Below are 25082 nucleotides of genomic sequence, written 5' to 3' on the forward strand. Positions count from 1 at the left end.
TTCAAGCGGCTCTGCCGCACCCTCGATCGCAGACATGCGATCGTCAGCGCGCGCCTTTCGGCTTGGAGCCAAGCAGATCATGCGTTCCACTGACGCTTAACGTTCCCGAGCACTCGAATCCTCCGAAAATGCCGCAGGAGCCGGTGACGGTGACGCGCAAGTCCTTGCGTTGATACAGGTCGACCGAAACGCCAAATCGCGAAAAATCGTTGGCGCTGTTCGGCAGGATCAGGTCGATGTGATCGATCGCCCAGCGCGGCAGGTGAGGATTGCTCTTCCAGAACAGTTCATTGACGGCGTGGTGGCCGAAATTCGGTCCGACCGTGAGGGCGCCGTCTGCGCCCTCAAACACGAAGCCGGTCTCGTCGATGTGAACATTGACCCGGTCCGGCGCTACCGCGAAATGCAGCGACGTGATGTCCTGCGGCTGCGGGTCCTTGCCGAACTGCGCGCTATAGTCGTCGCTCCATTGCCCTCGGCCGCGCCCGAGCCCGAAGCCGTGCCGGCCCGGAAGGTCTCGCGTCGAGAGCGGCCGGTCGGATAGCTTTGGGCGCCAGATCTCCCGGAATCCCTTGCCGATTGTGGCTGCCATCGACAGATCGAGGGCCCAATGCGACGGCTTCTCCGGGCTTTTGCCTTCGGCGAAGGCGTCGAATCCGTCCGACGTCTTGGCAATGCGCAGCGTCTTGATCAGGTCTTCCCAGTCCTTGGGCAGGAACGTGACGCCGTCGAGCGTGCTCGTCGCGGCCGCGACGCCATACTTCTCCAATTGGCGTCGGATATAGGCCTTCTCGTCATAGAGGCGGACATTGGGATTCGGCCCCGCGAAATATTTCGACAGATCGATCTGCGGCCGGAGCATGGTCAGCCGCGCCGCGATCTTGCGGTAAGTGTCGGTCGTGGTCGGGTCGGTGGTCGTCACGGGGCTGCCCTCCGAGTGAAAGCCAGTCCCCGATTTGTCTGATCCGGCCGGGGCCGGGTTCAACTGAACCTCCCAACCGGAAACGCCGACCACCATTCGTGGAGCAGTGTCAACAGCAAGGACGATCCGATGTCACTTCGGAGCAGGGTGCTAGACGTACTCAATGGCCCGGCGGTCGCACGCATTCGCTTCCGGTTTCCGATCCGTGGCAGCCACGTGACGATTGCACCGCAAACGTTCCATCACGTCGCTCGCGCGATCCGGTTGGGACAGGTCAGCGTCAGAGTTCCGACGGACCTCGCGGCAAATGTTGCGGCACAATATAACGACGTCGCGCGGACCCGGGCGGACGGTACGGTCGTCGCGGCGAATACGCTGGAGGTCGTGTCGGCGACGGGGCGAATGGACGAAGCCTATATCGTCCACGAGGCCTTGCATGCGGCTTACGATCTGCTGCGTACTGGCCTTGACGGCAATGCGGAGGAGGCGTCCGCCTATGTCTGTACCGCGCTCTACTGCCGCATGACGGGCCTGCCGCGACCCCGCTGGGCGAACGGCCCGATCTACGCCAATGCCGCGGAAGTCGCCCGAACGTTGCTGTCGCAATATCAAAAGGGTGATCCCGGCATTCCCTGGGTCGGCGAGCATGAATGGCAGATGCTGCGCGCCGGTGTCGGCCTTAGCGCGGTCTATGCCAGCGGACCCGGCGGCATTCTCACCGGGTGGCTGCTCGGCCAACAATACACCCACGACGGCTGATGGGACGTGGGGCGTCCGCTCCACAAAATGACGGGCCGGCTCCTTGCCGCCCGTCCTCAGGCCACCAGCAAACCCAGTTTGCCGACCGTCGCCAGCGAACGGTCAACGCTTTGTCGGGTTGACAGCAGCAACGGCTCGGCGGGCTGCCCGGCATCATCCAATTGCTTGACCTGGATGGTCGGTCCGAAGGTTTCAGTCATTTCGGCTGTGATTTGCTCGATCGTCCGGGAGCCGTCGAGCAGTTGCAGAAAGTGGCGCGTCCTGTCGTCCTCCAACTGCACGGTTTGGTGAAGCAGATTGGTGACCAGCGGGCCGCTCTGCGCCTGTCTGCGGGCGAGGAGACTCGCCTGCGGACAATCCGTGACTTCTTTCACGAGAAACGGCCGTGATTTCAGAAAGGAGACCTCGCCGCTGCAGGCCAGGATATAGAGCGCTTCCGTCAATATCCGTTGGTCATCGGCTGTTTGCCGGCCTTCCAGCAGCGTCCGGGCGCCATCGAGCAGTTCAGTGAACGAGAGTGCGCGCGGCCAGGCCCGGCCGAGACAAAGATGTGCGGCCTTCAGGAGCGGATTGGTCACGGTGATTCGGCTGCCGTCCTGATTTTCAAATTCCATCTCGGAATCGTCGGTCAGGCAGGCGTCGGGGCGACGTGGGCTGGTGGTGCTCAGCAGATAGAAGGCGGTGATGAAGTCGAGATCGACCTTGCGGTCAAGGGAGATGCCTTCGTGGCAGAGCAACGTACGCCGAAACCCGTTGCCGTCGATGAAGTCCTGATACTGATCGCGCGCCATGAACTCGCTTTCGGGAAAGCGCTGCAGCGTGGCGCGGACCTCTTCGGTGTAACCGGCAAGATAGCGTCGTGAGAAATCGGCGTCGCTCAGATATTGCAGCCCATGTCGGCCGGCGTCTTCGACGACTTCGTGCAGCAGGAACGCCGTCGCGCCAGAATCGAGATCGTCGTGAAAAAGCAACTCGTCCGGAGCCTTGAGCACGCGGTTGCACTGGTCGCGCATGACTGTACCGTGCACCGAGCTGGACTTCGATCCTTCGCTGAGAAATTTCACGATGGCGCGAGCTTGTCCCACTTTCTCCTTCATCCCGGTGATGCGCCGGGTGTGGTAGCGCATCATGTCGCGGACCATGTCGCGAAGATGCGAGAACGGGTGCGCGTTATAACTGACGTAGCAGAGCCCCTGTGGCGCCAAATTCCGTTTGAAGATGGACATCATCTTCTCGCGCACGATCGGTGGTACCCATGAATACACGCCATGGGCGATGATGTAGTCGAACTGTCCGAAGGCAGCGTCGACATCCATGATGTCGCAATGCAGAAGCCTGACGTTGCTCAAGCCCAATGCGGCGATGTTCCGCTGTCCGCGTTCGATCGTAACGCCGCTCAGGTCGATACCGATGAACTCGCTGTCCGGATATTGAAAAGCCATCGGCAACAGATTGCCGCCAACGCCGCAGCCGAGCTCCAGGACCCGGCAGCGCTCGACCGGAGCCGGCTGCATGCCGTAGACCGCAGCGAGCGTTGCCAGATGGTTCGGGTGGGTGAGCCCGTAGACATGCCCGGGATAATACACCTCATCGTATGGTGTGGTGCCGGTGGTCGGCTGGCGGTGCTCGGTCTGGATGTTCATCGCAGTCAGTTCCACGAATATGCAAACTTGTCGTTCACGATCGAGACGCGCGTCTGCTTGACCTCCTCCTTGGCGAGAGACTTGCTGAGGAATTCGCGCGACAGTTCGGGCAGCAGCGTGTTGGTGATGATGTTGTCGATCATCCGCCCGCCGGAGTCCGGATCGTTGCAACGGGATACGATGTGCTCGACGACTGCATCGTCGTAGCCGAAGGCAGCCTTGTGATTATCGCGGAGGCGCTGTCCGATCCGGTCGAGCTGCAATCTGACGATGCCGGCAAGCATCTCGTCCGAAAGCGGAAAGTAGGGGATCGAGACGATGCGCCCAAGCAACGCGGCAGGGAACACCTTCAGCAATTCCGGCCGCAGCAGCCTGGCGAGTTCTTCCGGCTCGTTGCGATACTTCGGATCGCGCGCCAGGCTCATGATGAGATCGGTGCCGACGTTCGTGGTCAGAATGATCAATGTGTTCTTGAAATCGATTCGCCGACCGTTGCCGTCCTCCATGACTCCCTTGTCGAACACCTGGAAGAAGATCTCATGGACGTCGGGATGGGCCTTCTCCACCTCGTCGAGCAGGATAACGCTGTAGGGCTTGCGCCGGACCGCTTCGGTGAGCCGGCCGCCTTCACCATAGCCGACGTAACCCGGAGGTGCGCCCTTCAAGGTCGAGACCGTATGGGCCTCCTGGAACTCCGACATGTTGATCGTGATCATGTTCTGCTCGCCGCCATAAAGGGTTTCGGCAAGCGCGAGGGCGGTTTCTGTCTTACCCACGCCGGACGGTCCGGCCAGCATGAAAACGCCGATCGGCTTGGACGGGTTGTCCAACTTGGCGCGGCTGGTCTCGATTCGTTTCGCAATCATCGTCAGCCCGTGGGACTGGCCGACCACGCGGCGATTGAGAATTTCGGGTAGCTTCAGGACGGTTTCGATCTCGTCGCGCATCATTCTGCCGGTCGGGATACCGGTCCAGTCGGACACGACAGAGGCCACCGACTGCTGGTCGACATGGGCATAGATCATCCGCTTTTCCGGATTGATGCCTTCCAGTGTCTCGAACTTGCCGCGCAACTCGACGCGCTTCGTCGCTCGATCTTCGTCGCCGTTCTCGGAGAGGATTTCGCGAATGCTGCGGATGTCCTTGACGAGCTCCTGTTCCTTGGCCCAGTCGGCCTCCAGGCCGGACAGCTTGGCCTTCAGCGTCGCTATGTCGCCGTCGATTGTGGTGATGCGCTCGCTGTTCTCGTCCCCGAGATCGCCGTCGCTGACCAGCGCTGATCGTTCGGCCTCGCGGGCCGCGATCGCGACGCGAGCGTCCTCGATCAGGGCCGGCGTCGCGCTTTGACTGATGGCTACCCGTGCTGAAGCTGTGTCCAGCAGGCTGACCGCCTTGTCCGGCAGCTGTCGGGACGGAATGTAGCGATGCGACAGGTTGACCGCGGTCACGATCGCGGCGTCCGAAATGCGAACGCCGTGGTGCTTCTCCATCGGGCCCAGGAGACCGCGCAGCATGATGCAACAGGTCTCGACATCCGGCTCATCGACCTGGATCGGCTGAAAGCGCCGTGTGAGTGCGGGGTCCTTTTCGATGTACTGGCGATACTCTGCCCAGGTGGTGGCGGCGATGGTCCGCAGCGTGCCGCGGGCGAGGGGAGGCTTGAGGAGATTGGCCGCGTCGCCGGTGCCGGCGGCGCCACCGGCCCCGATCAGCGTGTGCGCTTCGTCGATGAACAGGATGATCGGGGTAGGCGAGTTCTGTACCTCGTCGATCACCGAGCGCAGGCGCTGCTCGAACTCGCCCTTCATCGAGGCACCGGCCTGCATCAGGCCGATATCCAGCGCGCAGAGCCTGACGTTGCGCAGCGGCGGCGGCACCTCGCCGGCGGCAATGCGCTGGGCAAATCCCTCGACCACGGCAGTCTTGCCGACGCCGGCCTCGCCGGTGAGGATCGGATTGTTTTGCCGCCGGCGCATCAGCACGTCGATCAATTGGCGGATTTCGTCGTCTCGACCGAGGATCGGGTCCATCTGGCCCGATCTGGCCTTGGCGGTCAGATCCTGGGAGAACCGGTCGAGCGGCGTCGTCCCCTTGGGATTCGCCCGGTCCGTACCGTCAGTACCGGCACCGGCCAATCCGGAGCCGTCCATCGGACGCATGGTCTCCTCCTCGGAGCCTGCCCAGATGGCGCGGTGCTCCGCAGCCAATGCGTCGACATTTATCTTGGCGAATTCCTGCGAGATGTTGTTGAGCGCACGACGGATCTCGTTCGATTTCAATCCGGCGACCAGGAGATGTCCGGTGCGGATCTGGGTCTCGCCGAAGAACAGCGTGGCGTAGTGCCAGCCACGGTCGAGAATATCGATGACCGAATTGGCGACGCCCGGCATGTCGGTTTCGTTCTTGCGGAAACCGTTGATGACGCCCGCGAGGTCCGACAGCAGCCGCGCGCGGTCGAGCTTGTAGTGATCCACCGACAGGCTGAGGTCGGTCCGCTCCTGTTGCAGGATGTGAAACAGCCAGTGCGCAAGCTCCACGTTACGGTTGCTGACGCTCTTGGCGTGGCGAAGGGATTGTATGAAGGCGTCGTAGCCGGCCCGGTTCAGTTTGCCAGTCACGGCCTCAAGGCTGATGTCGGTCACGATGGCGCCTCCTGCTCAATCCCGGACGATGCCGGGTCGTCGCGGAAATCGGCTCGAATTCCCATGATGTTAGGACAATCGGAGCGATGCTTAGGTTCAAATCGGCTGCTGATCAGTCGCAGCGTTGCGCCGGGCTCTGAGACGCTCGGCAAGGTGAAAGCGTGCATCGCGCCGATACTCCTCGGTCGAGGCCCAGTTCGGCGAAACCCAGCTGGTCCATCCAAGGCGTCCGCTCTGCCCGAGCTTCATCGGGACAACCGCTCCCGCCGGAATGGCAAGTTCCACCTCCCACTCGAGTTCGTCGCCGATGTAGAAGTAGACGGCGTCAGCCAGGGGCTCGGACAGGTTCGGCGCTTCGGTGGGCAGGAACTGCTCGTATTGAGCAAAATCCTTCACGAACACGCGAACCCTGATCTTGTCTTCGACGCTGAACACACGCGAGCCCAGGAGCGCGTCGTGACCAAGCTTGGCGTGCGTCCCGCCGAGCCGGCTGCAATGGCTTGGGTCGAATGGGAGCCACGTGCCGACGAACTCGTCGATCTCGACCCTGACATCGAACAGCCCTTGCAGCAGCCGCGCCAGTCGTGATGCGGATTTCGCTCTCGGTGAAACCAGCCCGGCGAAGCTCAGCTTCGCCATGTCAGGCACGGTATCCCGATTGGCAAAAATATCGGAGCCGAGGCCGGCGAAGGAGCCGACATAAGCGATGAAGCGGTCGTCGGATGGCCGATCATGCTGGGCGATCGGCCGTGCGTCTGCCCAGGCTCGAAAGAACAACTGCAGAAAGCGTCCGTTCAGCAGGTCGAGAAAACGGGGGAAAGCGTCGTCCCGCATCAACTGCCAGCCGACGCTCTCATCGGTGGTAGCCAGCGGCAGCGCGCCCTGCGGTCCGAGCAGGCCGAGGAATTTGACCAGAATTTTGAGCCTGCCATCACGATCGTCGACCGAGCTCAGATTGGAGGCGGGAAATTCCAGATAGGGGGTTTGACCGAGGTCGACAAACTCCTCGCGACGCGCTGCACTGTCGCCGATCCGCGGTCGATCCGGATTGCATCGCTCGAGCTGGCGGAGCGTCTGAAAGAAATCGAACCGCCAGGGCTCGGCCTTCATCTGGTCGATCAGCGTCACAGCGGCCTCCGGGTGCCCATGCGGGCCGGCCAACGCATGATCTCGCCGCGCTCCGGGGTCGAGATGACGGTCTGGGTGAAGGTGTTGAAGCCTGAATAGTCGGCGAAGAAGCGTTCCAGCACAGCCCCGAGCAGGAACACGCCGCTGCCCTCGAATGCCTTCTCGTCAAGCGTGACCGTGATCTCCAGGCCGCGCGCTGCGCCACTGCCGGTACGCTCACGCACCCGCCGCACCACGGGCCTGCTCTCGACGCTGCGCACACCACGAATCTTTCGCTCCGTCGCGTCGTCGAACTGGTCGGCGAACAATGACAGCATCTCCCGCAGTGCTCCGGCGTTCTTGCCGCCGCTGCGTTCCACGAGGCCGAGATAGTTCAAACTCAGCATGTTGATCAGGCGCCAGCTGACGACGCCGCTATTGGCGATTTCGCTGCGGCTGCGCAACTGCGCCACCACCGGCTCGCGTGGTCGGGTGGGGCCGGCGATGCACATCAGCTCGAGCGAGGTGTCGTCCAGCAGGCGAAAGTCGGCTCCGCCCTGGCCGACCGGCAGATGTTCCGTGAGATGCCGGTTGGAGCACAGCGCGCGGACGCTCAGCTCGGCGGCGGATCCGTCGCCGCTCGGGTCGCCGGGCTCGAGCAGCGAGAGGAACATGTCCGTCCCGGTATAGTCCGAGGCCGCGCCATAGGTCTTCTCTTCGACGGTGCGCCGCCGCGGCAGCCGACGAACCGTGTAATAAAGTCCCTCGACCGATCCGGCCGTCCTGTCGACGGCGGCGGAGTACAGCGGACGCACGCGCCGCTTGTCCTTTTCCGCCGGAAAGTGCGCGTAAACCTCCAGCACCTGGTGCGGCTCGTATTCGAGGTAGCGGCTTCGGTCGGGCACCACGTGGTATTCGTAGGTGTTCGACTTGATCGGGATGCGATCACTGGTCTTTTCGAACAGGTTGATCGCCGGGGCGGTGTAGAGACTGAACGTATCCGCCCGGACCGAGGCGGCGAGACGCGAGTTGTGTTCATCGAACGCGAAGACGATATCGATGGATTTGCTGCGCAACCGCGGCATCACAGCGCGAAGCTGCGTCAGATTGACGCCAAGGAACTTGCGCGGAAACACGAAATATTCCCGCAATAACTCCGAGCCGCGAAAGACCCGGTTGTCGTTCGGAAACAGGGATTCGTTCTCGCTGAAGCCGACCTGCTGCACACAGTCGTTCGGAGCCCGGATGACGACCGGATCGCCGAAATCGTCGAGATAGCGAAAATAGAGCCCGACGCAGTTCGAGGTCAGTTGCTCGTAGAGTGCGATGGCATCCGACTCGGCGCCGGTCAGGTAGATGGGCAGTTCGCTGGTGCGGCAGCCGGCGAACCAGGTCTCCGGTTTGTTGCGAGTCTCGGCGTCCGCCGGCTCCTCGTCGAGCCGCGCGGCGGTACGGTGCGTCAAGGAGAGCCTGAGCCCAGCGATAACTTCTCCGCCGACTGGAATCCCGAGGGCCTGCAACGCGCCCGCGGTCGCAAAATATTCGGCGCCGGTGACGTCAAAAGGCCAAAGCACGATATCGCGGCAAAGCCGGAATCGGCAGGCGAGGCTCCGTTCCCTTTCGCGATAGTTCGCGTCGAAATAGGCGCCCCGCGCAATCTTCTTGCCGTCGCGCAATGCCGGATCGGCGTAGGTCGGCTGAATCCTGACCAGCATGGCGGACGGAGTTGGCGCGAGATAATTCGGAACCAACTGCTCAAGCAGGTTCGCCGTGAATTCCGGAAACTCGTGCTTGAGCTTGAGCTGGACACGGGCGGCGAGAAATGCAGCGCCTTCCAGCAGGCCTGAGATCATCGGATCCGAGCGGTCGCGGACCAGACCGCCGAGGCGCTCGGCGATACCAGGATATTCCTCGGCAAAACCTTCCGCGTGCTCGTACAGCAGCGACAGTTCACGATTGTAAAAGTCGAGGAATTCGCGGTTCATGCTATAATCGGTTGATCTGTATATCGCCGCTGTCGAGGTCGACGTCTGCGACGAATTCCACGGGGACGTTGAGCGGTTCGCACTTCAGGTCGGAATGCACGACAAAGCGCAGCTTGAGCTGCTCGGGGCCCACGGAGGTGTCGCGCCGCACCCGGATGGACTTGCGATCGAGTCTCGGCTCGTAAGTCGTCAGCGACATGCGCAGGGCATCGCTGAGCTCCTCGTCGGTGACTTCGTCGATCGAACGGTTTGCGATATCGGGGAAACCATAGTTCAAGATCGAGGTGCGGACGCAGCTGCGACCCGTCAGGTCAAGCGTCGATTCGAGGGCAATGGTGTTGAGGAGAGTTTCGACGTCCTGCGAAACCTCGCGCCTTAGCAGCGTCTCCGAGATCGGGAATCGACCGGCGCTGCGCCGTCCCGCTATGACTCGCTCACCGAACTGATCGCGCAGTTCGAGTGGTTTGCGCGCATCGCGCGCGTCATGAGCCGCACGAAAGGCCAGCATCAATGGCGGAGAGAGCCGATCCTTCCTTGGCGTAACGGTCATTGACGGTCCCCGTACAGCCGGCGCCGATTGCCGCTATGGACAACCGGCGCCGGGCAGGAAGCCTGCGATCAGGCCCATTCCTTGTTGGCCGCAACGTCCCATCCGAACACCGGAGACGCGCCGGCGCCGCCTTTTTCCGTCTGGGTCTTGTAGGTCATTTTGACCTTCTGGAAGTTCAGGCTGACGTTTTCGGTGAGGCGATCCTCGCCGTGCGATCCGCCCGTCGAGACGCTCGAGACCAGAACGTGCTTCATCTCGATCTTGAGATATTCGAGCGGGTGTTCACCGGCCTTGCGTACCGTGAGGATGGCGCTGTCGATGTGCTTTCCATTGGCGCAGACCTTGAAAAGCTCGGGCGTCGCCTTGTCCACGAAGTGCGTGAAGTGGAGGTCTTGAACCGCGACCTTGCCGGCGCCGCCGCCCGACCCGCTGTGGAACGTGCCGCTTTGGCTCTCGCCAAACGACCAGCTCAAAATGTCGATTTCGTCCTTGTGTTTGTCGTCGAGCGACTCGCCCTTGATCGGATCGAGTTTCAAAAAGATGTCGACAGCCATAGCATAGCCCTTTCAAAATTCTCTGATGAGTGACGGTTGCAATAGCGCGGCGTCAGGAGCTCGGGCCTGGCAGGCGCGAAACGAGACTGAGACCGACGTCCATCGCTTCCAGTTGAAAGTGTGGACGGAGAAAGAAGCGCGCGTTGTAATATCCCGGGTTCTCCTCGTTTGCTATGACCTCAACCTTCGCAGCGGCCAGCGGCTTGCGCGCTTTCTGAGCTTCTGACGACAAGGCCGGATTGGCATCAACGTATTCGTTGATCCAGGTCTGCAGCCAGACCGTCAGCTCATCCTTTTCCTTCATGGATCCGATCTTGTCGCGAACCATGCACTTCAGATAATGCGCAAAGCGGGATACTGCGAACATGTAGGGCAGGCGTGACGACAGGTTGTCGGACGCGGTTGCATCCACGCCCTTGTCGCCGAAATACTTCTTCGGCTTATAGAGCGACTGGGCGCCGATGAAGGCGGCCTTGTCGGTGTTCTTGCGATGGATCAGCGGGATCAGTCCCGCCTTTGCAAGCTCGTGCTCGCGACGATCGCTGATGGCGATCTCGGTCGGGCATTTCAGGTCGACGCCACCGTCGTCGGTCGGGAACGTATGCGTCGGCAGGTTGATGACCTCGCCGCCGGACTGGACGCCGCGGATGCGCGTGCACCAGCCGAACTCCTTGAAGGCGCGGTTGATGTTGACCGCCATCGCATAGGCGGCGTTGATCCAGCCGTATTTGTCACCGGTGTGCCCGTCCGTCTCCTCTTCGAAGGCGAACTCTTCCACCGGCTCCGATTTGGCGCCGTAGGGGAGGCGGCCCAGTGCGCGCGGCATGCACAGACCGAGATAGCGCGAGTCGTCCTGATCGCGCAGTCCCTTCCATGCGGCGTATTCCGGCGTGTCGAACACCTTGCCGATGTCGCGAGGGTTGGACAGTTCGGTCCACGAGTCCATTCCCATCAGCGTAGGCTCGGCGCCGCTGAAGAAGGGGGCGTGCGCGGCGCCGGCGATCTTGCTGAGATCGCGGAGCAACTGCACGTCGGTGGGGAGGTGGCTGAAATAGTAGTCGCCGATCAGGCAGCCGAACGGCTCGCCGCCCAACTGGCCGAATTCGTACTCGTAGATCTGCTTGAACAGCGGGCTCTGGTCCCAGCGCGCATCGGGATAGAGCCGCAGGTTCCGATACAGCTCGTTCTTGGAGACGTTCATCACCCGGATCTTGAGGTTGGCGTCGGTCTCGGAGTTGAAGACGAGGTAGTGGAGGCCGCGCCAGGCACTTTCGATCGCCTGGAATTCGGGCGCGTGCAGGATCTCGTTCATCTGCGCGGTCAGCTTCTGATCGATCCGCGCGATCATCTCCTCGATGGTGTCGAGCACGTCCGACTTGATGACGCTCGTATCTTTCAGCGCTTCCTGAACGAGCGTGGACACCGCGTTCTCGACTTCGGTCGCCGCACGTTCGGTGCGCGGCTTGAAGCTTTGCTTCAGCAGGGCGGCGAACTCGTCAGCCTCGACGGTCCCGACCTTGGCGGTGGTCTCTTTGTGGATTGCTTCTTTTGCCATGGTCCCCATTCCTTCCCTTAGCTGTTGCTGTCGGATTCGGTGGACTGGCTGGTCGCGCGCTCGCGCAGTGCGGCCATCAGTTGAGGATCGGCGAGGAGCTTCTTCAGCTGGTCCTCGGCACCCACCTTGCCATCCATGTAGCGCAGCAGGTTGGCGAGCTGTTCACGCGCTTCGAGCAGCTTGGCCGTCGCCGGCACCTGGCGGGCGACCGCCACCGGCGTGAAGTCGGATATCTTGTTGAAGCGCAGGTTGACGGAGATCTTTTCGTCGGACCCGTCGCTGAGACGGTTGGCGACGCGCGCCGTCACGCCGGGCTGGATCGCCGCCATGCGGTTGTCGAAATTGTCCATGTCGAACTCGAGGAACTTGCGCTCCTCGACCTTCGTCTTCTCGATGCCGGGGTTGTTGCCGGAAAGATCGGACAGGACGCCCATGACGAACGGCAGTTCGATCAGCCGCTCGGCATCGTAGGGATCTTCGTAAGTGATGTGCACGCGCGGTGCGCGGTTTCGGCGAATGAATTTTTGACCGCTGTCGGTTGCCATTGGGTTGCCCTCTTCACAAAAAAATCTCTGCGGAAGCCGACTTGCACGACGCAGGCAGGGAAGTGCCTCGGTCTTTCGTCGGCGGAGCTTCCTTCCGTTCAGTTAGTCCCGTCGAACGGAAGGCGGGTTCAATTCGATTTGTCGATCGCCTTCAGAGCGCCCTCGGGCAGCACTTCGTTCAGCAGGCTGAGGAAGTCTCGCTGTGAGAGTTCGCGTGCGCGATCGACCAGGAACGGGATCGGGCTGGACGGCTCCGCGGCTCGGAAGAACGACGCGACCTTGCTCAGCAGGTCCAACGCCTGGGCTCTGTTTTCGGCTGCAAAAACAGCGTCTTGAGCCTCGTTTTCGGCCGCGGATGGGAGCGAGGTGGCGAACTCCGCCATGCGCTCGATCGGCAGGTCGAAGACCTTGTCGCGACCGATATTGATGGCGGCGCTCTCGACGTGGGCCGGCATCAGCATCCGCATCACTTCGATAAACGATTTGCCAACCATGTCCTGCGCCTGCCGCACCAGCAACAGCGCCGGGCTCGACGGTTCCTTTCGAGCGAAATAGTCGGCAGCCGCCGCCAGCGCCGCGGACGCCTGTCCGGGTGACATCACTGCGCCGGCGATTTCGATCGGAGGCTGCGGGCCGTCTTGAGCAGTCTCGTCCGGAGACGGGGCAATTGCGGCCGGATCGCGTGCAGCGACCAGAGTCGCGAGCCAGCCGGCCATGCCATTCGCGACACCCGCCAGCCGGTCGAGACTGATGGGTTGCCCCGAGTTCAACTTTTCGTGCCAAACCGATTTGATGCCGGCGATCTCGGCAGCGACCGCGGAACAGCGGGCGCTCACCGCCTTGAGGGTGTCGAGATCGGTCTCGCTGACGATGCGCTCGATGGTTCCGAGATCTGGCGTGTCGACATCGGCATCGCCGGCGGGAATTTCGCCCTTGGCAATCTGATAGGCACGGTAGTTGAGGCTGCCGTGCCTTCGATTTTCGATCAGGGGGAGGAATTGGAGCGGGTTGATCACCGTCGGAAACACGTCGATCGCCTCGATGGTGACGGCACGAAAGGCATAGTCGCCGTCCTCGCCCCTCGGGTGAACCGCTTCCCATTGTTCGCGGAGCAGCAGGGTGGTTGCCCGCAGGCAGCCGAGGAAGCCGTCGAGATCGCGGTTCAGGATGGAAAACTTGGCGAGCAGCATGGTCAGGCGCAGATCGCGGGTGCGAGCCAACAGGGGCTGCGCAGCGGCGAACTGGCCGGCAATATCGATGGCCTTCGGGTCGAAGCGTCCGCGCTCTCCATTCGCGTTGACGACCTCGAAATACGACATCGGCAGCAGCGATTCCGCAGCTGCGAAGAAGTTCAGGTACTGGACGTCGCCGGCCGCATCGAGGTCTGGCCCGCAGGGATCGTCGGGGTCGATGGGCTGGGTCAGGGATACGACGTCGAGCATGCAAAGAGGATCCGTCTGCGGGCCCCTGGCCCCTCTGCCAGGTCCATGACATCTAGCGGATCACGCGGGGGATCATGATCCGATTGACTGGTAGGTCAGATCAACGCCGGCCTCGGTTCATTCCCGCGATGATGGCGGTTTCCCGTGAACCAGCAAGCGCTTGGAACCGACTACATGAGTGCCGCAGTGGCTTCCCCGGGCGGGTGCGTTGCCGCGTCAGGAGAGGTGACACCGAGCGGACTTGCCGGCCATCCCACCGATGGCCGGCTCGGATTTCGGTCGTTCGTGCTTGACCGCCCGATGCGCCGGTTGCGCAGCTCGTGCGGTCAACGAGGGAGTTTAACGCCCACATGGGCCAGCTTACCCAGGATACCCGCCTCTGCGAGCTCAAGACCCCCCTTGGCAAGGACGTTCTGGTTTTTGCCCGGTTCGAGGCCGCCGAAGGTCTGAGCGAACTGTTCGAATACCGCATCGAATGTCTCAGCGAGGAAGCCGATCTCGACTTCGATCGGGCCATCGGCAAGCAGTGCACCCTCACCATCAAATTGCACGAGAAGGAACGCGAGTTCAGCGGCATTCTCACGGAAGCCCAATGGCTGGGGGTGAAGAACGACTATTTCAGTTACCGGATCGTGCTGAGGCCCTGGTTGTGGCTGCTGTCGCGGACCACCGATTGCCGGATCTTTCAGGACAAGAAGGCGCCCGACATCATCAAGGAAGTCTTCAACGAGCGCGGCTTCACTGATTATGAGTCCAAGCTTACCGAAGAGGGCTCATGTCCAAAGCTCGAATACTGCGTTCAATATCGCGAGACCGATCTGGATTTCGTGTGCCGGTTGATGGAACAGCACGGGATCTACTACTTCTTCAAGCATGAAGGCGGCAAGCACACGCTGGTGCTGGCCGATTCCAAGTCCTCGCACAGTCCAATCAACGGCCTCGCGAAGATCCCCTACATCCCGCTCACCGGCTCCGATCGTCGCGGCGAGCAGCATATTTATGAATGGGCGTCCGAGCGCCGGTTCCGCACCGGGAAGATCGAGCTCAACGATTACAACTACCAGAAGCCCAACGCGCAGATGATCAGCGACGCCAAGGGCTCCGAGCACTACACACGATCCGAGATGGAGTTCTACGACTATCCCGGCAAGTTCAAGGAGAAGTCCGACGGCGAGCGATATGCGAAGATCCAGCTCCAGGCCGAGCAGGCGATGGATCGGCGCCGTCGGGGCAACGGCGACGCCGTCAACCTTTTCCCCGGCGGACTAACCAAGCTCGAGAAGCACTCGAAAGACTCGCAGAACGTCGAATATCTCGTGGTACGAGCCGCGCATTCGTTTTCCATCGAATCCTATCGCACTGGCGGCCCCGGCGACGCCGGACAGCATGTCTACTTCGGCAGCTACGAATTTCTGCCGAGCGATCGGCCGTTTCGAACTCCCATGACGACGCCGAAGCCGAGGATCAACGGCATTCAGACAGCCAAGGTGGTGACCAAGGACGACAATTCGAGCGAGGAGATCGACGTCGAGTCGCTGGGCGAAATCTATGTTCGCTTTTTCTGGGATCGGAAGAAGAAGCGCTCGTGCCGGTTGCGCGTGGCGCAAGTCTGGTCCGGCAAGCGCTGGGGCGGTCAGATCATCCCGCGCGTCGGGCAGGAGGTGGTCGTGGAATTCCTGGAAGGGGATCCCGACCGGCCCCTGGTGATAGGGACCGTCTACAACGATGAATACAAGCTGCCTTACGACCTGCCGTCCAAGAAGACGATTGCGGGTCTGAAGTCCGACTCGACCAAGGGAGGAGGCGGCTACAACGAATGGAACTTCGAGGACAAGAAGGGGTCCGAGAAGATCACCGTGCACGCCGAGAAGGACTACGACGTCACGGTCCGCGACACCGAGACCAGGACCATCGGTGAGGCGGCGTTCGGCGGCGATACTCGTAAGACCACGCTCAAGAACGGCAACGACAAGCTTGATATCCAATTGGGCGGTCAGCACGTCAAGCTGGCGATGGATCAGTCCGTCGATGCGGGCCTGAGCATCACCCTCACGGCCAACGTCAACATCACCCTGCAGGTTGGCCCAAGCCAGATCATCCTGTCTCCAGCCGGCATCGTCATCAACGCGCCAACCATCACCATGACCGCGCAGGCCGCCATGGCGCTCGCGGCCGGCGGCCCGCTGGTTGCCCACGGCACGCCAACCATTGTCGGCTGACAGCCATGAATCAGGTTCGGTTCAGCACAGTCCACGATCTCTTTGAAGCCTATCCGCTGGCGCGCTACGACGTCGGCAAAGCCGCTCCGGATAAACTGTCGTTGGATTTCCTGCAGGAGGCGGCCGATGCGGGCAACTGGCACCAGGCTGTATCCTTCTGCGCGTATCTGCTCCCCAGGCGCGTGGCCGTCGCCTGGGGCTGTCGCTCGTTGCGGCAGATGTTCGACCATTTCGACGGCAATGAAGGCAGGTCGCTCAGTTTTGCCGAGACCTGGGTCCGGCAACCGGACGAGCAATCGCGCAACAAGGCTTTGGCGGTCGGCAACGCCAACGATCCCGAGCAGCCGGCGACCTGGCTGGCGCTGGCGGCGGGTTGGTCTGGCGGAAGCGTGGTTCCCGCGGAATTTGCACCGGTCGAAGCCAAGCCGGACCAGACAGCGCGAGCGGTTCGCGCAGCCCTTTTGATCGGCCTCTGCCGGCTTACCCGTGAGTCCAGGGACCGGATAATGACGGCCTGCCTGGAGGATGGTATTCAATTGGCACGCGGCGAACCGCGCCCTCCACGCTGACGAGACGATGTGATGGTGCTTCGCTTCAACATCGAGAACGAGCCGAACCTTCCAGACGGCGGCCCTGTGTCATTTACTGTCACCGGAAGGCGTTCGGTCGACATTGGCCGGGACCGCCATCTCGACTGGACATTGCCCGATCCGGCACGGATGATTTCGGGGAAGCATTGCGAGGTCCATTATCGCGACGGCGGCTACTGGCTGCACGACGTCTCGACCAACGGCACCTTTCTCAATGGTGCCGACCAGCGTATGCGGGGAGCGCATCGGCTGCGCAACGGCGATCGGCTCGTCATCGGCCACTATGTCATTGGCGTTTCGCTGGACCTGGATGAGCCTGCCGAGGGCACGCCGAGCCATGGTGCGCAGCAGCAAGCTCCGCTCGCTCAGCAGCACGCCGATTACCACGAGCTGTGGGCTCCCGGTCGCGACGTGCCGCCGCCAATCGACCCGCAGCAGTTGCGAAAACCGCGCGAGGCCGCGCGGCCCGTCAATCCGGAATTCCTGGACTGGGCAGCGAGCGTTCCCGCGGCGGGTGTGGATCCTGTCCGCCATTCGCCGCAGATGCCTCAACGCGAGCCGCCGCTGCACGACGACATGAGCTGGGCAGCCGGTCCGGTCGCCACGCCAAAACCGCCGGTCGACGTGCTGCACGCGATGCCGACGCCGCGCCGACCGTCGGTATGGGCCGACGACGAAGCGGCTGCCCCGCCACCGCCGGCGCCTTCACCGGCAGGGCATGTGGGAGCGCCGCGGCCGCAACTGGCCGAGCCGGCACCGGCCACGGCCGCGTCGATCGGCAATCCGGAGTTTGCGCGCCTGGTCGCACGTGCTGCCGGGCTGCCGGACGGTTTCTTCGCCGACAAGACCGAAGCTGAACTCGCGGAACAGCTCGGCGTCATCCTGCGCATGACCGTGGAAAACTTGATGGCCCTGCTGCAGGCGCGCACCCAGGCCAAGCAGCTGACGCGCAGCACCAGTCAAACCACCATCCAGGCCATCGAGAACAATCCGCTGAAATTCTCGCCGACCGCGGAAGACGCGATGCGTATCCTGTTCGGGCCGCCGACCCGCAGTTACCTCGATGCGCCGCATGCCTTCGCCCAGGGCTTCAAGGACCTCAAAACCCATCAATTGAAGACTTATGCGGCAATGCAGCATGCCGTCCGGGGACTGATCGCCAGTATCGATCCGACGCTGATGGCGCGCGAGCTCGAGCTTCAGCGCGGCGCAAGATCCTTGTTTGGCTCGAACAAGAGCAAGCTCTGGGACGAATTTTTGACGCGCTGGAACGCGCATCTCGGTCGCGACGAAAGCGCGCCGATCGATACCTTCATGCTGCATTTCTCCGAATATTACGACCGCGCAGACAAGTCGGGGTCAAAGTGAACTGTCGGTGACGATGCAGTCGCCGATCATTGCCAAGTGGATGTAGGAATGTCCTGGTACAGCAAAGTTTTCTGGTCGGAAGGCCTGTTCCTGCGACCGCATCATTTGCAGCAGAACGATCGCTATCTCGAGCATCTGCTGGAAAAGCGCGTTCGTTACACGACACCGTATCCCTGGGGCTTTGCCCAGCTCGAGATCGATAACGATCTTACCCAGCAGAGCAAATTCGCCGTGCGCAGTGCGACCGGCGTCATGCCGGACGGAACGCCGTTCGATATTCCTGCCGACAGCCCGATCCCGGAAGCCATCGAAGTGCCGGATTCGGCCGCAGGCCAGATCGTCTGGCTGATGATGCCGGTCGCGGCGCCCAATACGCGGGAGGTGGATGAGGATCGCACCGACAGCGCAAGTCGCTACGTTCGGACTGCCGAAACGTTTATCGATTCAACCTCGGCGCTGCGCATCGAAGAAGAGATCGACGTTGTCTATCCACGCCTGTCGTTCGAGCTGCGCAAGACGAGCAAGCCGGGATACATGGGTCTCGGCATCGCTCGCATCCTCGAAGTGCGCGACAAGAATATCCTGTTCGACGACAAGTTTGTGCCGCCGATGCTGGTCTGCGCCGCGCATCCGGTTGTCGATGGCTGGCTCAATCGAATCATCGGCTGGGTCGAGACCAAGCTCGACGAGCTTGCACGCTACGCAGTCGATCCGTCGTCCGGCGGCGGTTTGCAGAGCGTCGATTATCTCGTGCTGCAGGTACTGAACCGGACCATTCCGGTGCTGACTCATTTCAAGCGATCCGGCAGCGTACATCCCGAGCGGCTGTACGAGGAATTGCTGAGGTTTGCCGGTGAGCTTGCGACCTTCGCGACCACCGAACGACGCGCACGTGACTACCCGGCATACGATCACGACAACCTCGAATACGTCTTCACGCCCCTGGTGCGCGACATCCAGGATTTCCTGAGCGCGCGGCTGGGCAGGCGGGCGATTCGTCTGGAGATCATCGAACGCGCCCAGAACGCATTTGTATCGCCGATCCGCGATCGCGCGTTGTTCCGAAATGCGACCTTGGTGCTGGAGGTCGCCGCGCGGCGACCTCTCGTGGAGATTCAGAATGAATTCCCGCATCTGTTCAAGGTCGGGCCCAACACGAAAATGACCGAGATCGTGCACGCAAACCTGCCGGGTTTGACCTTGGTGCATCTGCCGACGCCGCCACCGCACATCCGAGCCATCACAGACCACGTCTATTTCTATCTCGATCGCAAGTCGCCGCTGTGGCCCGAGTTCAGCACAGCGGCCTCGATCGGGATGCATTTTTCCGGCGACTGGCCGGAGCTTGAGTTGTACCTTTGGGCCATCCTGGAAGAGCGGCCATGACCGACAGGGACAAGCCGGTTAATCCTTTCGGTCGGGGTGAGCGGACCATCATCCGTCCGAACCCCGGCGGGAAGATGCCGCCGGCTCCGGCCCCTCAACCTCCGGCAGGCGAGGGACCTGCCAGCCGTCCAGCGTACTCACCATCGCCCATGGCTTCGCCTGGTGCCCCTTCGCCGCCCTCATTTTCTCCCACACCGCAGAGCGCAAGCTACGCCGCCCCGCCGACCAGCCAACCCTCAGAGGAATGGATTTCGACGCCGGCGCAGGCTCAGGCGCCGCAACCGATGCTGCCGCCCGGACCGCCCTTGCGTGTCGACGATCTGGTTGCGCCAAACGCCAATCCGGTAATGCGCGCCGGCGGCCCTTTGCTGCAGTTGCTCGGCCGGCTGCGCGTCGCGCTGATGCGGGCGTCATTCGCGAGCCTGATGGAGCAGGTCGCCGACGCCATCAAGTTCTTCGAAAAGGATATCCGCTCGGCGGGCATTTCCGAGCACCAGGCCAATACGGCAAAGTATATCCTGTGCGCGACCGCCGACGATATTGTGCAGCACATTCCGACCGACGACCGGCACGTCTGGGCCCAATACTCGATGCTCAGCCGGTTCTTCGGCGAGCGCGTGGGCGGCGTACGCTTCTTCGAGATTCTCGACCATTTGAAGACTGATCCGCTCGTCAACTATCCGGTGCTCGAGCTCCAGCACGCCTGCCTTGCGCTCGGATTCCAGGGCATCCACCGGACGTCGCCGGGCGGACTTGCGAACCTCCAGATGATCCAGCGCAACCTCTATGAAACGCTACGCCGGGTTCGGCCCAAGCCGACCAACGATCTGTCGCCGCACTGGCGCGGACAGGCCTTGGCCGGTCGGCGGAAGCGCTTGCGCATTCCGGTCTGGCTGGTGGCGGCCGTGGTCGCCGCGCTGCTGACCGGATCCTATTTCGTTCTGCGAACGTTGCTGGCTGGCCGCGCCGAGAATGCTGCGCAAGTCGCGCTGGCACTGCATCCCGGCGATCCGATCGAGCTCAAGCGCCGCGTCGTTGCGCCGCCGCCACCACCGCCTCCGCCGCCACCGCCGGACCGCATCACCCAGCTGCAGCGCATTCGCAACGCGCTTGCGCAGGAGAAGACGGCGTGCGCCATGACCGCGGATCAGACCGCGAGCTTCATCGTGATCAGGGTGTGCGATCTCGCATTGTTTGCCTCGGGCCAGGCAACCATCCTGGATGGTTTCAAGCCGATCGCGGCCCGCGTTGCCGCGACGCTCGACAAGGAGCCGGGACGAATCCGGGTGGTTGGCCATACCGACAGCTCGCCGATCCGCACCGTGCGTTTCCCCTCGAATTTCGAATTGTCGGTCGAGCGCGCCAAGGCGGTTGCCGCCGCGCTGAAACCCGGCCTGGCCGATGGTTCGCGCGTTGATGTCGACGGCAAGGGATCGGATTCACCAATTGCCAGCAATTCGACACCCGAGGGACGTGCCAAAAACCGTCGGGTCGAAATTTTCATCGAACGTAGCGAATAAGCGGACGCCAGAAGCTCACGCGATAAGCGACAGGTACCGGTCAATATGCTCGCCAAGGACATTCTACGCATCGTTCTCTATGGAGTCGGGCTCAGCTCGCTTGGAGCAGTGATCTACCTTGCCGGTCCCTTCGTTGCTTTCGGCGACTGGCATCCGTTGGAAAATCACATCGTTCGCCAGATCGCGATCCTGCTGCTCGGCGCGGCGGCGGCAGGCATCACCGGCCTTCATTTCTTCAAGCGACGCAAGAATGCCAAAGAGATCGCCGACGGCGTCAGCGCTGCGGACCAGGCTGTCAGCGACGAGCCGGTGCTCAAGGAGCGCATGAAGGATGCGCTCGCAACGCTCAAGACCGCGAGCGGCAACAAGTCCGGATATCTCTACGATCTACCCTGGTACGTCATTATCGGTCCGCCAGGTGCGGGAAAGACCACTGCGCTGGTCAATTCGGGGCTCAAGTTTCCGCTCGCGCGCGGGGCGACGCCGGCGGCGATCGCCGGGGTCGGCGGGACTCGCTACTGCGATTGGTGGTTTACCGAGGAAGCGGTGCTGATCGATACCGCCGGTCGCTATACGACCCAGGATTCAAACAGCAAGGCCGACAAGGAAAGCTGGCTGTCCTTCCTGGACATCCTGAAAAAAAATCGGTCGCGCCAGCCGATCAACGGCGTTCTCGTCGCAATCAGTCTGGAAGACGTGCTGACGCTGCCGAAGCAGGAACTCGCGCTTCATGCCGATGCCATCAGGATGCGGCTCCTCGAGCTGCATCAAAGGCTGAAAGTGAGCTTCCCGGTCTACGCGCTGTTCACCAAGGCCGATCTCGTTGCCGGTTTCACCGAATATTTCGCCTATCTCAGCGAGGCCGGCCGGCGCCAGGTCTGGGGCGCCACGTTCCAGACCGCCGACAAGACCCAGAATCTGGTGGGACAGGTCCCGGTCGAGTTCGATCGCCTGCTGGAGCGTCTGAGCGAGGAAACGCTCGACCGTCTGCAGGACGAGCCGACGCCGCAGCACCGGGTGCAGTTGTTCGGCTTCCCGGCGCAGATGGCGCGGCTCAAGCCGCAGATACACGATTTCCTCAACCAGATTTTTGAGCCGACACGGTATCACGTGAATGCCAATCTGCGTGGGTTCTATTTCACGTCGGGCACCCAGCAGGGCACGCCGATCGATCAATTGATCGGATCGTTGGCGCGTACGTTCGGCGCGGAGGAAGTCGGTGCCGGATCGTACTCCGGAACCGGCAAGAGCTATTTCCTTGCCGATTTGATTTCGAAGGTCATCATCGGCGAGGCCGACTGGGTCTCGACCGACCGCGCTGCGGTGCGCCGCGCCTTGATCCTCAAGACCGCGGCGCTGTCGCTGATAGGTTTGGTGGCGATCGGACTGGTCGGTGCGTGGCTGACCAGCTACAAGCGCAACTCCGACCTGATCGAGCAGAGTTTGCAGGCGGACAACGAGTATGCGGCCGCCGGGGCGCCGCTCATCAAGCAAACGCTGATCGCCGATCACGATCTCGACAAGGTGCTGCCGCTGCTCTATCGGCTGCGGAACGCCCCGGCCGGCTATGCCTCACGGAATGAGCCGGTCGCACTGTCGGCGCGCTACGGGCTCAGTCAGCACGCGCGCCTGTTGTCGCCCGCGAAGGCAGCCTATCACACCGCGCTTGAGCGCATGTTCAGGCCTCGCTTGCTGTACCGTTTGGAAGAGCAGCTCAATGCGCGCATCAACGAGCCTGCCTTCGTCTATGAGGCGCTGAAGGTCTACCTGATGCTCGGCGGCCTGCAATCCCCGGACCGCGAGCTCATCCGTTCCTGGATGCAGCGCGACTGGGCGGACAACCTCTATCCTGGCGCGACCAATGCGGAAGGGCGGCGTCTGCTCGACGAAAATCTCGTCGCCATGTTCGACCTCGAAACCGAGCAGCCGCCGCTGGTCGAGCTTGACGGACGGCTGATCAAGCAGGCCCAGAATTCATTGGCGCGCCTCAGCGTCTCGCAACGCGCCTACGAGTTCCTGAAGTCGGAGGCTCGAGGATCGACCGCCGGCGACTGGATCGCCAGCCGCCGAGGCGGTCCGGACGTGGCAGTTGTCTTCGAAACCACGACTGGGCAGCCCCTGGACAACGTGCGGGTACCCGAGTTCTTCACCTACAACGGCTTCAATCAGAAGTTCATCGCTCGACTGCCCGGATTGTCGGAGCGCATGAAGCGGGAGCGGTGGGTCTTGGGTGACGCCGGCCAGCAATCGGCAATCGACCAGCAGTATGACAATCTGGCTGGCGATCTGCTTAGCATCTACTCCAATGAGTTCGTGACGACGTGGCGGACCGCGCTCGGCAGTCTGCGTCTGAAGAAATTGCTCGCGGACAAGCCGAAATACGAGGTGCTGAGGGCGCTTTCGGCGCCGACTTCGCCGATGCGGCAAATCCTGGAGTCGGTGCGCGATGAGACGATGCTGACCAAGGAACGCCCGAAGCCGGCGAGCGGCGGCACGCCGGCCGCGCCGCCCGCGGTGACCGCGCCGGCGCTGTTCAACAACGCCCAGGATGGTACGCCCGGTGCGGCGATCGAGTCGCAGTTCAAACCCTACCATGCAGTGCTTGAAGGGGAGAGCACCCGCCGGCCGATCGACTCGACGATCGCAAACCTGAACGACATCGCGCAGAATCTGACGCTGATGGTCGAGAATCCGCAGCTGACGGCGCAAGCAACGGCGGGGCTTCAGACCCAGGTTGCGGCGCTGCGCAACAATGCCTCGCGTATGCCGCCACCATTTTCCGATATGCTGCGGGCGGCGGCCGCGGAGTTCGAAGGCAGCATCGCCGCCTCCACGGCCGGTCAGATCCTGCAGTCGTTGCGCGATCAGGTCACGCCGGTCTGTCAGCAGACGGTGACCAACCGCTACCCGTTCGTACGGAGCAGCGGTCAGGAAGTCCCGCTCGCGGACTTTGCCAAACTGTTCAGCCCGAACGGTGTCATGGACAAGTTCTTCACTCAGTTCCTGGCGCCTTATGCGGATACGTCGCGATCCGAATGGGTCTGGCGGAAGGAGAGCCCCGTCGGCCGATCGTTCTCGCCCGATACGCTAAAGCAGTTCCAGAACGCAGCCTATATCCGCGATGCCTTTTTCCAGACTGGCGGCGGTGTGCCGGCGGTGTCCTTTGCGATCCGGCCGCCGGCCGCGGCCGGACCCGGCATCACAGTCAAGACCGAGATCGGCGGCACGACGATCACGAGCCCAACCACACCAGGACCAGCCGCAGCTCCCTCCATGTTTGGTGCGCCGCAACCCGCTCCTCCGCCGCCGCCGCCGCAGAGCAATTCACCGACGACGGTGCTCTGGCCCGGCCCATCGCCGCGGACGGCAATTTCGGTCAGCAACGAGACTGGCTCGCCGTCCGTACTCGAGCGCATCGGCCCCTGGTCATTGTTCCGAATGCTGGAGGCCGGCTCGCTGGTCGCCAAGGCGGAATCCGCCAGCGCAACGTTCATTGTTGCCGGACGTGAGCTCAACTATCAGATTTCGACCGGATCGCTGCGCAATCCGCTAAACCTGTCAGTGCTCCGCGAGTTTCGTTGCCCGACCGGAATATGACCATGCGATGCGGCTTATTCGGCAAGATCGGCGCGAAGCGTGATTTCATCGCGATCGCGACGCCGCGCAGCTTCCTCGAAGTCTGGGAGCCGTGGGTGCAGGCCGCCATCTCCGCAAGCCGCCATCAACTCGGCGCCGGCTGGCAGGAAGCGTTCCTGACCGCGCCGATTTGGCGATTCTGGCTTGGCGCCGCGATCTGCGGCACCACCGTCGCGGGAGCGATCATGCCCTCGCTCGACGGTGTGGGGCGATACTATCCGTTGACGCTGCATGCGGTGCCGGATGGTGACGCCGCGCTGTCGCCGCCGCAGATCGACCCGCAGGACGAGTGGTATGGGCAAGTGGAGACGTTCCTGCTCTCGACCCTGGACCGGGCTGCGACGTTCGAGCAGATCTCCGATGCACTGGATCGTCTCGCGCTTCCCCGTCTGCGGACGCCGGGGACCGATCGACCGCCGGTCGTGTCGCTGAGTGATGCGACGCTGGGAATGGTTTCGACGGTCGATGGGTTTGCCGAGTCGTTCGGCACGCTCTGCGGCGCCAACCCTCAAGTCTATGCCGCGGCTAGTTTCTGGTGGACCGCCGGGGGCGAAGGGTTCTCGCCGACCGCACTGTGTTGCCGCGGATTGCCGGATCCGTTTCGCTATTCCACGTTGCTGACCGGCGACGTTGGCCGCGAAGTATCCGGGACGGGATGA

Annotated in this window: 18 protein-coding genes; 8 read left to right on the forward strand and 10 right to left on the reverse strand. The window is 62.4% G+C overall.

All coding sequences use genetic code 11. The features are described from left to right. Window positions 1-43: 43 nt before the first annotated feature. Complete coding sequence (locus J2R78_RS32485; RefSeq protein WP_057019602.1) at window positions 44-922, reverse strand: hypothetical protein; 879 nt, start codon at window positions 920-922, stop codon at window positions 44-46. A 129-nt stretch (window positions 923-1051) separates the two neighbouring features. Between J2R78_RS32485 and J2R78_RS32490 the strand changes: the two genes are divergently transcribed. Next, window positions 1052-1681 carry a hypothetical protein gene (locus J2R78_RS32490; RefSeq protein ID WP_141339674.1) on the forward strand — a complete coding sequence of 210 codons (630 nt, stop codon included), beginning with the start codon at window positions 1052-1054 and terminating at the stop codon, window positions 1679-1681. Window positions 1682-1737: 56 nt separating this feature from the next. Here the strand turns inward: J2R78_RS32490 and J2R78_RS32495 are convergent, their stop codons facing one another. The 9 genes from J2R78_RS32495 to J2R78_RS32535 form a co-directional block, all read right to left on the reverse strand. Beyond that, window positions 1738-3324, reverse strand: a complete 1587-nt coding sequence (locus J2R78_RS32495) for a class I SAM-dependent methyltransferase (protein ID WP_253608156.1) — start codon at window positions 3322-3324, stop codon at window positions 1738-1740. A gap of 5 nt (window positions 3325-3329) precedes the next feature. Then, the gene (gene tssH / locus J2R78_RS32500; RefSeq protein ID WP_253608159.1) at window positions 3330-5966 is read right to left on the reverse strand and encodes a type VI secretion system ATPase TssH; all 2637 of its coding nucleotides are present in this window, start codon (window positions 5964-5966) and stop codon (window positions 3330-3332) included. A gap of 96 nt (window positions 5967-6062) precedes the next feature. After that, window positions 6063-7127 (reverse strand): type VI secretion system baseplate subunit TssG, encoded by a 1065-nt coding sequence (gene tssG / locus J2R78_RS32505; RefSeq protein ID WP_225160383.1) that lies wholly within the window; start codon window positions 7125-7127, stop codon window positions 6063-6065. Next, entirely contained in the window at window positions 7091-9058 is a 1968-nt protein-coding gene (gene tssF / locus J2R78_RS32510; RefSeq protein ID WP_253608160.1) for a type VI secretion system baseplate subunit TssF, read from the reverse strand. Before tssF ends, tssG begins: the two co-directional genes overlap by 37 nt. 1 nt (window position 9059) lies before the next feature. Continuing rightward, window positions 9060-9608: a type VI secretion system baseplate subunit TssE gene (gene tssE, locus J2R78_RS32515; protein WP_253608162.1), complete on the reverse strand. Its 549-nt coding sequence runs from the start codon at window positions 9606-9608 to the stop codon at window positions 9060-9062. Between the two features lie 68 nt (window positions 9609-9676). Continuing rightward, a complete protein-coding gene (locus J2R78_RS32520; RefSeq protein ID WP_016843423.1) occupies window positions 9677-10162 on the reverse strand; it encodes a type VI secretion system tube protein Hcp in 486 nt (161 codons plus the stop codon). A 52-nt stretch (window positions 10163-10214) separates the two neighbouring features. After that, on the reverse strand, window positions 10215-11717 hold the full coding sequence (gene tssC, locus J2R78_RS32525; RefSeq protein ID WP_057019596.1) for a type VI secretion system contractile sheath large subunit: 1503 nt from the start codon (window positions 11715-11717) through the stop codon (window positions 10215-10217). Between the two features lie 17 nt (window positions 11718-11734). Further along, window positions 11735-12262 carry a type VI secretion system contractile sheath small subunit gene (gene tssB, locus J2R78_RS32530; RefSeq protein ID WP_092082334.1) on the reverse strand — a complete coding sequence of 176 codons (528 nt, stop codon included), beginning with the start codon at window positions 12260-12262 and terminating at the stop codon, window positions 11735-11737. Window positions 12263-12390: 128 nt separating this feature from the next. Then, window positions 12391-13704, reverse strand: coding sequence for an ImpA family type VI secretion system protein (locus J2R78_RS32535; protein ID WP_253608163.1), 1314 nt, complete (start codon window positions 13702-13704; stop codon window positions 12391-12393). Window positions 13705-14054: 350 nt separating this feature from the next. Between J2R78_RS32535 and J2R78_RS32540 the strand changes: the two genes are divergently transcribed. The 7 genes from J2R78_RS32540 to tagF all read left to right on the forward strand — a co-directional run bounded on the left by J2R78_RS32540 (window position 14055) and on the right by tagF (window position 25082). Continuing rightward, complete coding sequence (locus J2R78_RS32540; protein ID WP_253608164.1) at window positions 14055-15923, forward strand: type VI secretion system Vgr family protein; 1869 nt, start codon at window positions 14055-14057, stop codon at window positions 15921-15923. Window positions 15924-15928: 5 nt separating this feature from the next. Continuing rightward, complete coding sequence (locus J2R78_RS32545; protein WP_225160378.1) at window positions 15929-16492, forward strand: DUF6931 family protein; 564 nt, start codon at window positions 15929-15931, stop codon at window positions 16490-16492. Window positions 16493-16504: 12 nt separating this feature from the next. After that, window positions 16505-17881 carry a type VI secretion system-associated FHA domain protein TagH gene (tagH, locus tag J2R78_RS32550; RefSeq protein WP_253608166.1) on the forward strand — a complete coding sequence of 459 codons (1377 nt, stop codon included), beginning with the start codon at window positions 16505-16507 and terminating at the stop codon, window positions 17879-17881. Window positions 17882-17929: 48 nt separating this feature from the next. Beyond that, window positions 17930-19267 (forward strand): type VI secretion system baseplate subunit TssK, encoded by a 1338-nt coding sequence (gene tssK, locus J2R78_RS32555; protein ID WP_028335406.1) that lies wholly within the window; start codon window positions 17930-17932, stop codon window positions 19265-19267. Between the two features lie 284 nt (window positions 19268-19551). Next, window positions 19552-20787: a type VI secretion system protein TssL, long form gene (gene tssL / locus J2R78_RS32560; protein WP_256558703.1), complete on the forward strand. Its 1236-nt coding sequence runs from the start codon at window positions 19552-19554 to the stop codon at window positions 20785-20787. Between the two features lie 45 nt (window positions 20788-20832). Next, on the forward strand, window positions 20833-24384 hold the full coding sequence (gene tssM / locus J2R78_RS32565) for a type VI secretion system membrane subunit TssM (RefSeq protein ID WP_253608169.1): 3552 nt from the start codon (window positions 20833-20835) through the stop codon (window positions 24382-24384). Next, window positions 24381-25082 carry a type VI secretion system-associated protein TagF gene (gene tagF / locus J2R78_RS32570; protein WP_309145026.1) on the forward strand — a complete coding sequence of 234 codons (702 nt, stop codon included), beginning with the start codon at window positions 24381-24383 and terminating at the stop codon, window positions 25080-25082. The genes tssM and tagF overlap by 4 nt, the downstream gene beginning before the upstream one ends.

Source organism: Bradyrhizobium sp. USDA 4538, from assembly GCF_024171045.1.
GTDB lineage: Bacteria > Pseudomonadota > Alphaproteobacteria > Rhizobiales > Xanthobacteraceae > Bradyrhizobium > Bradyrhizobium australafricanum.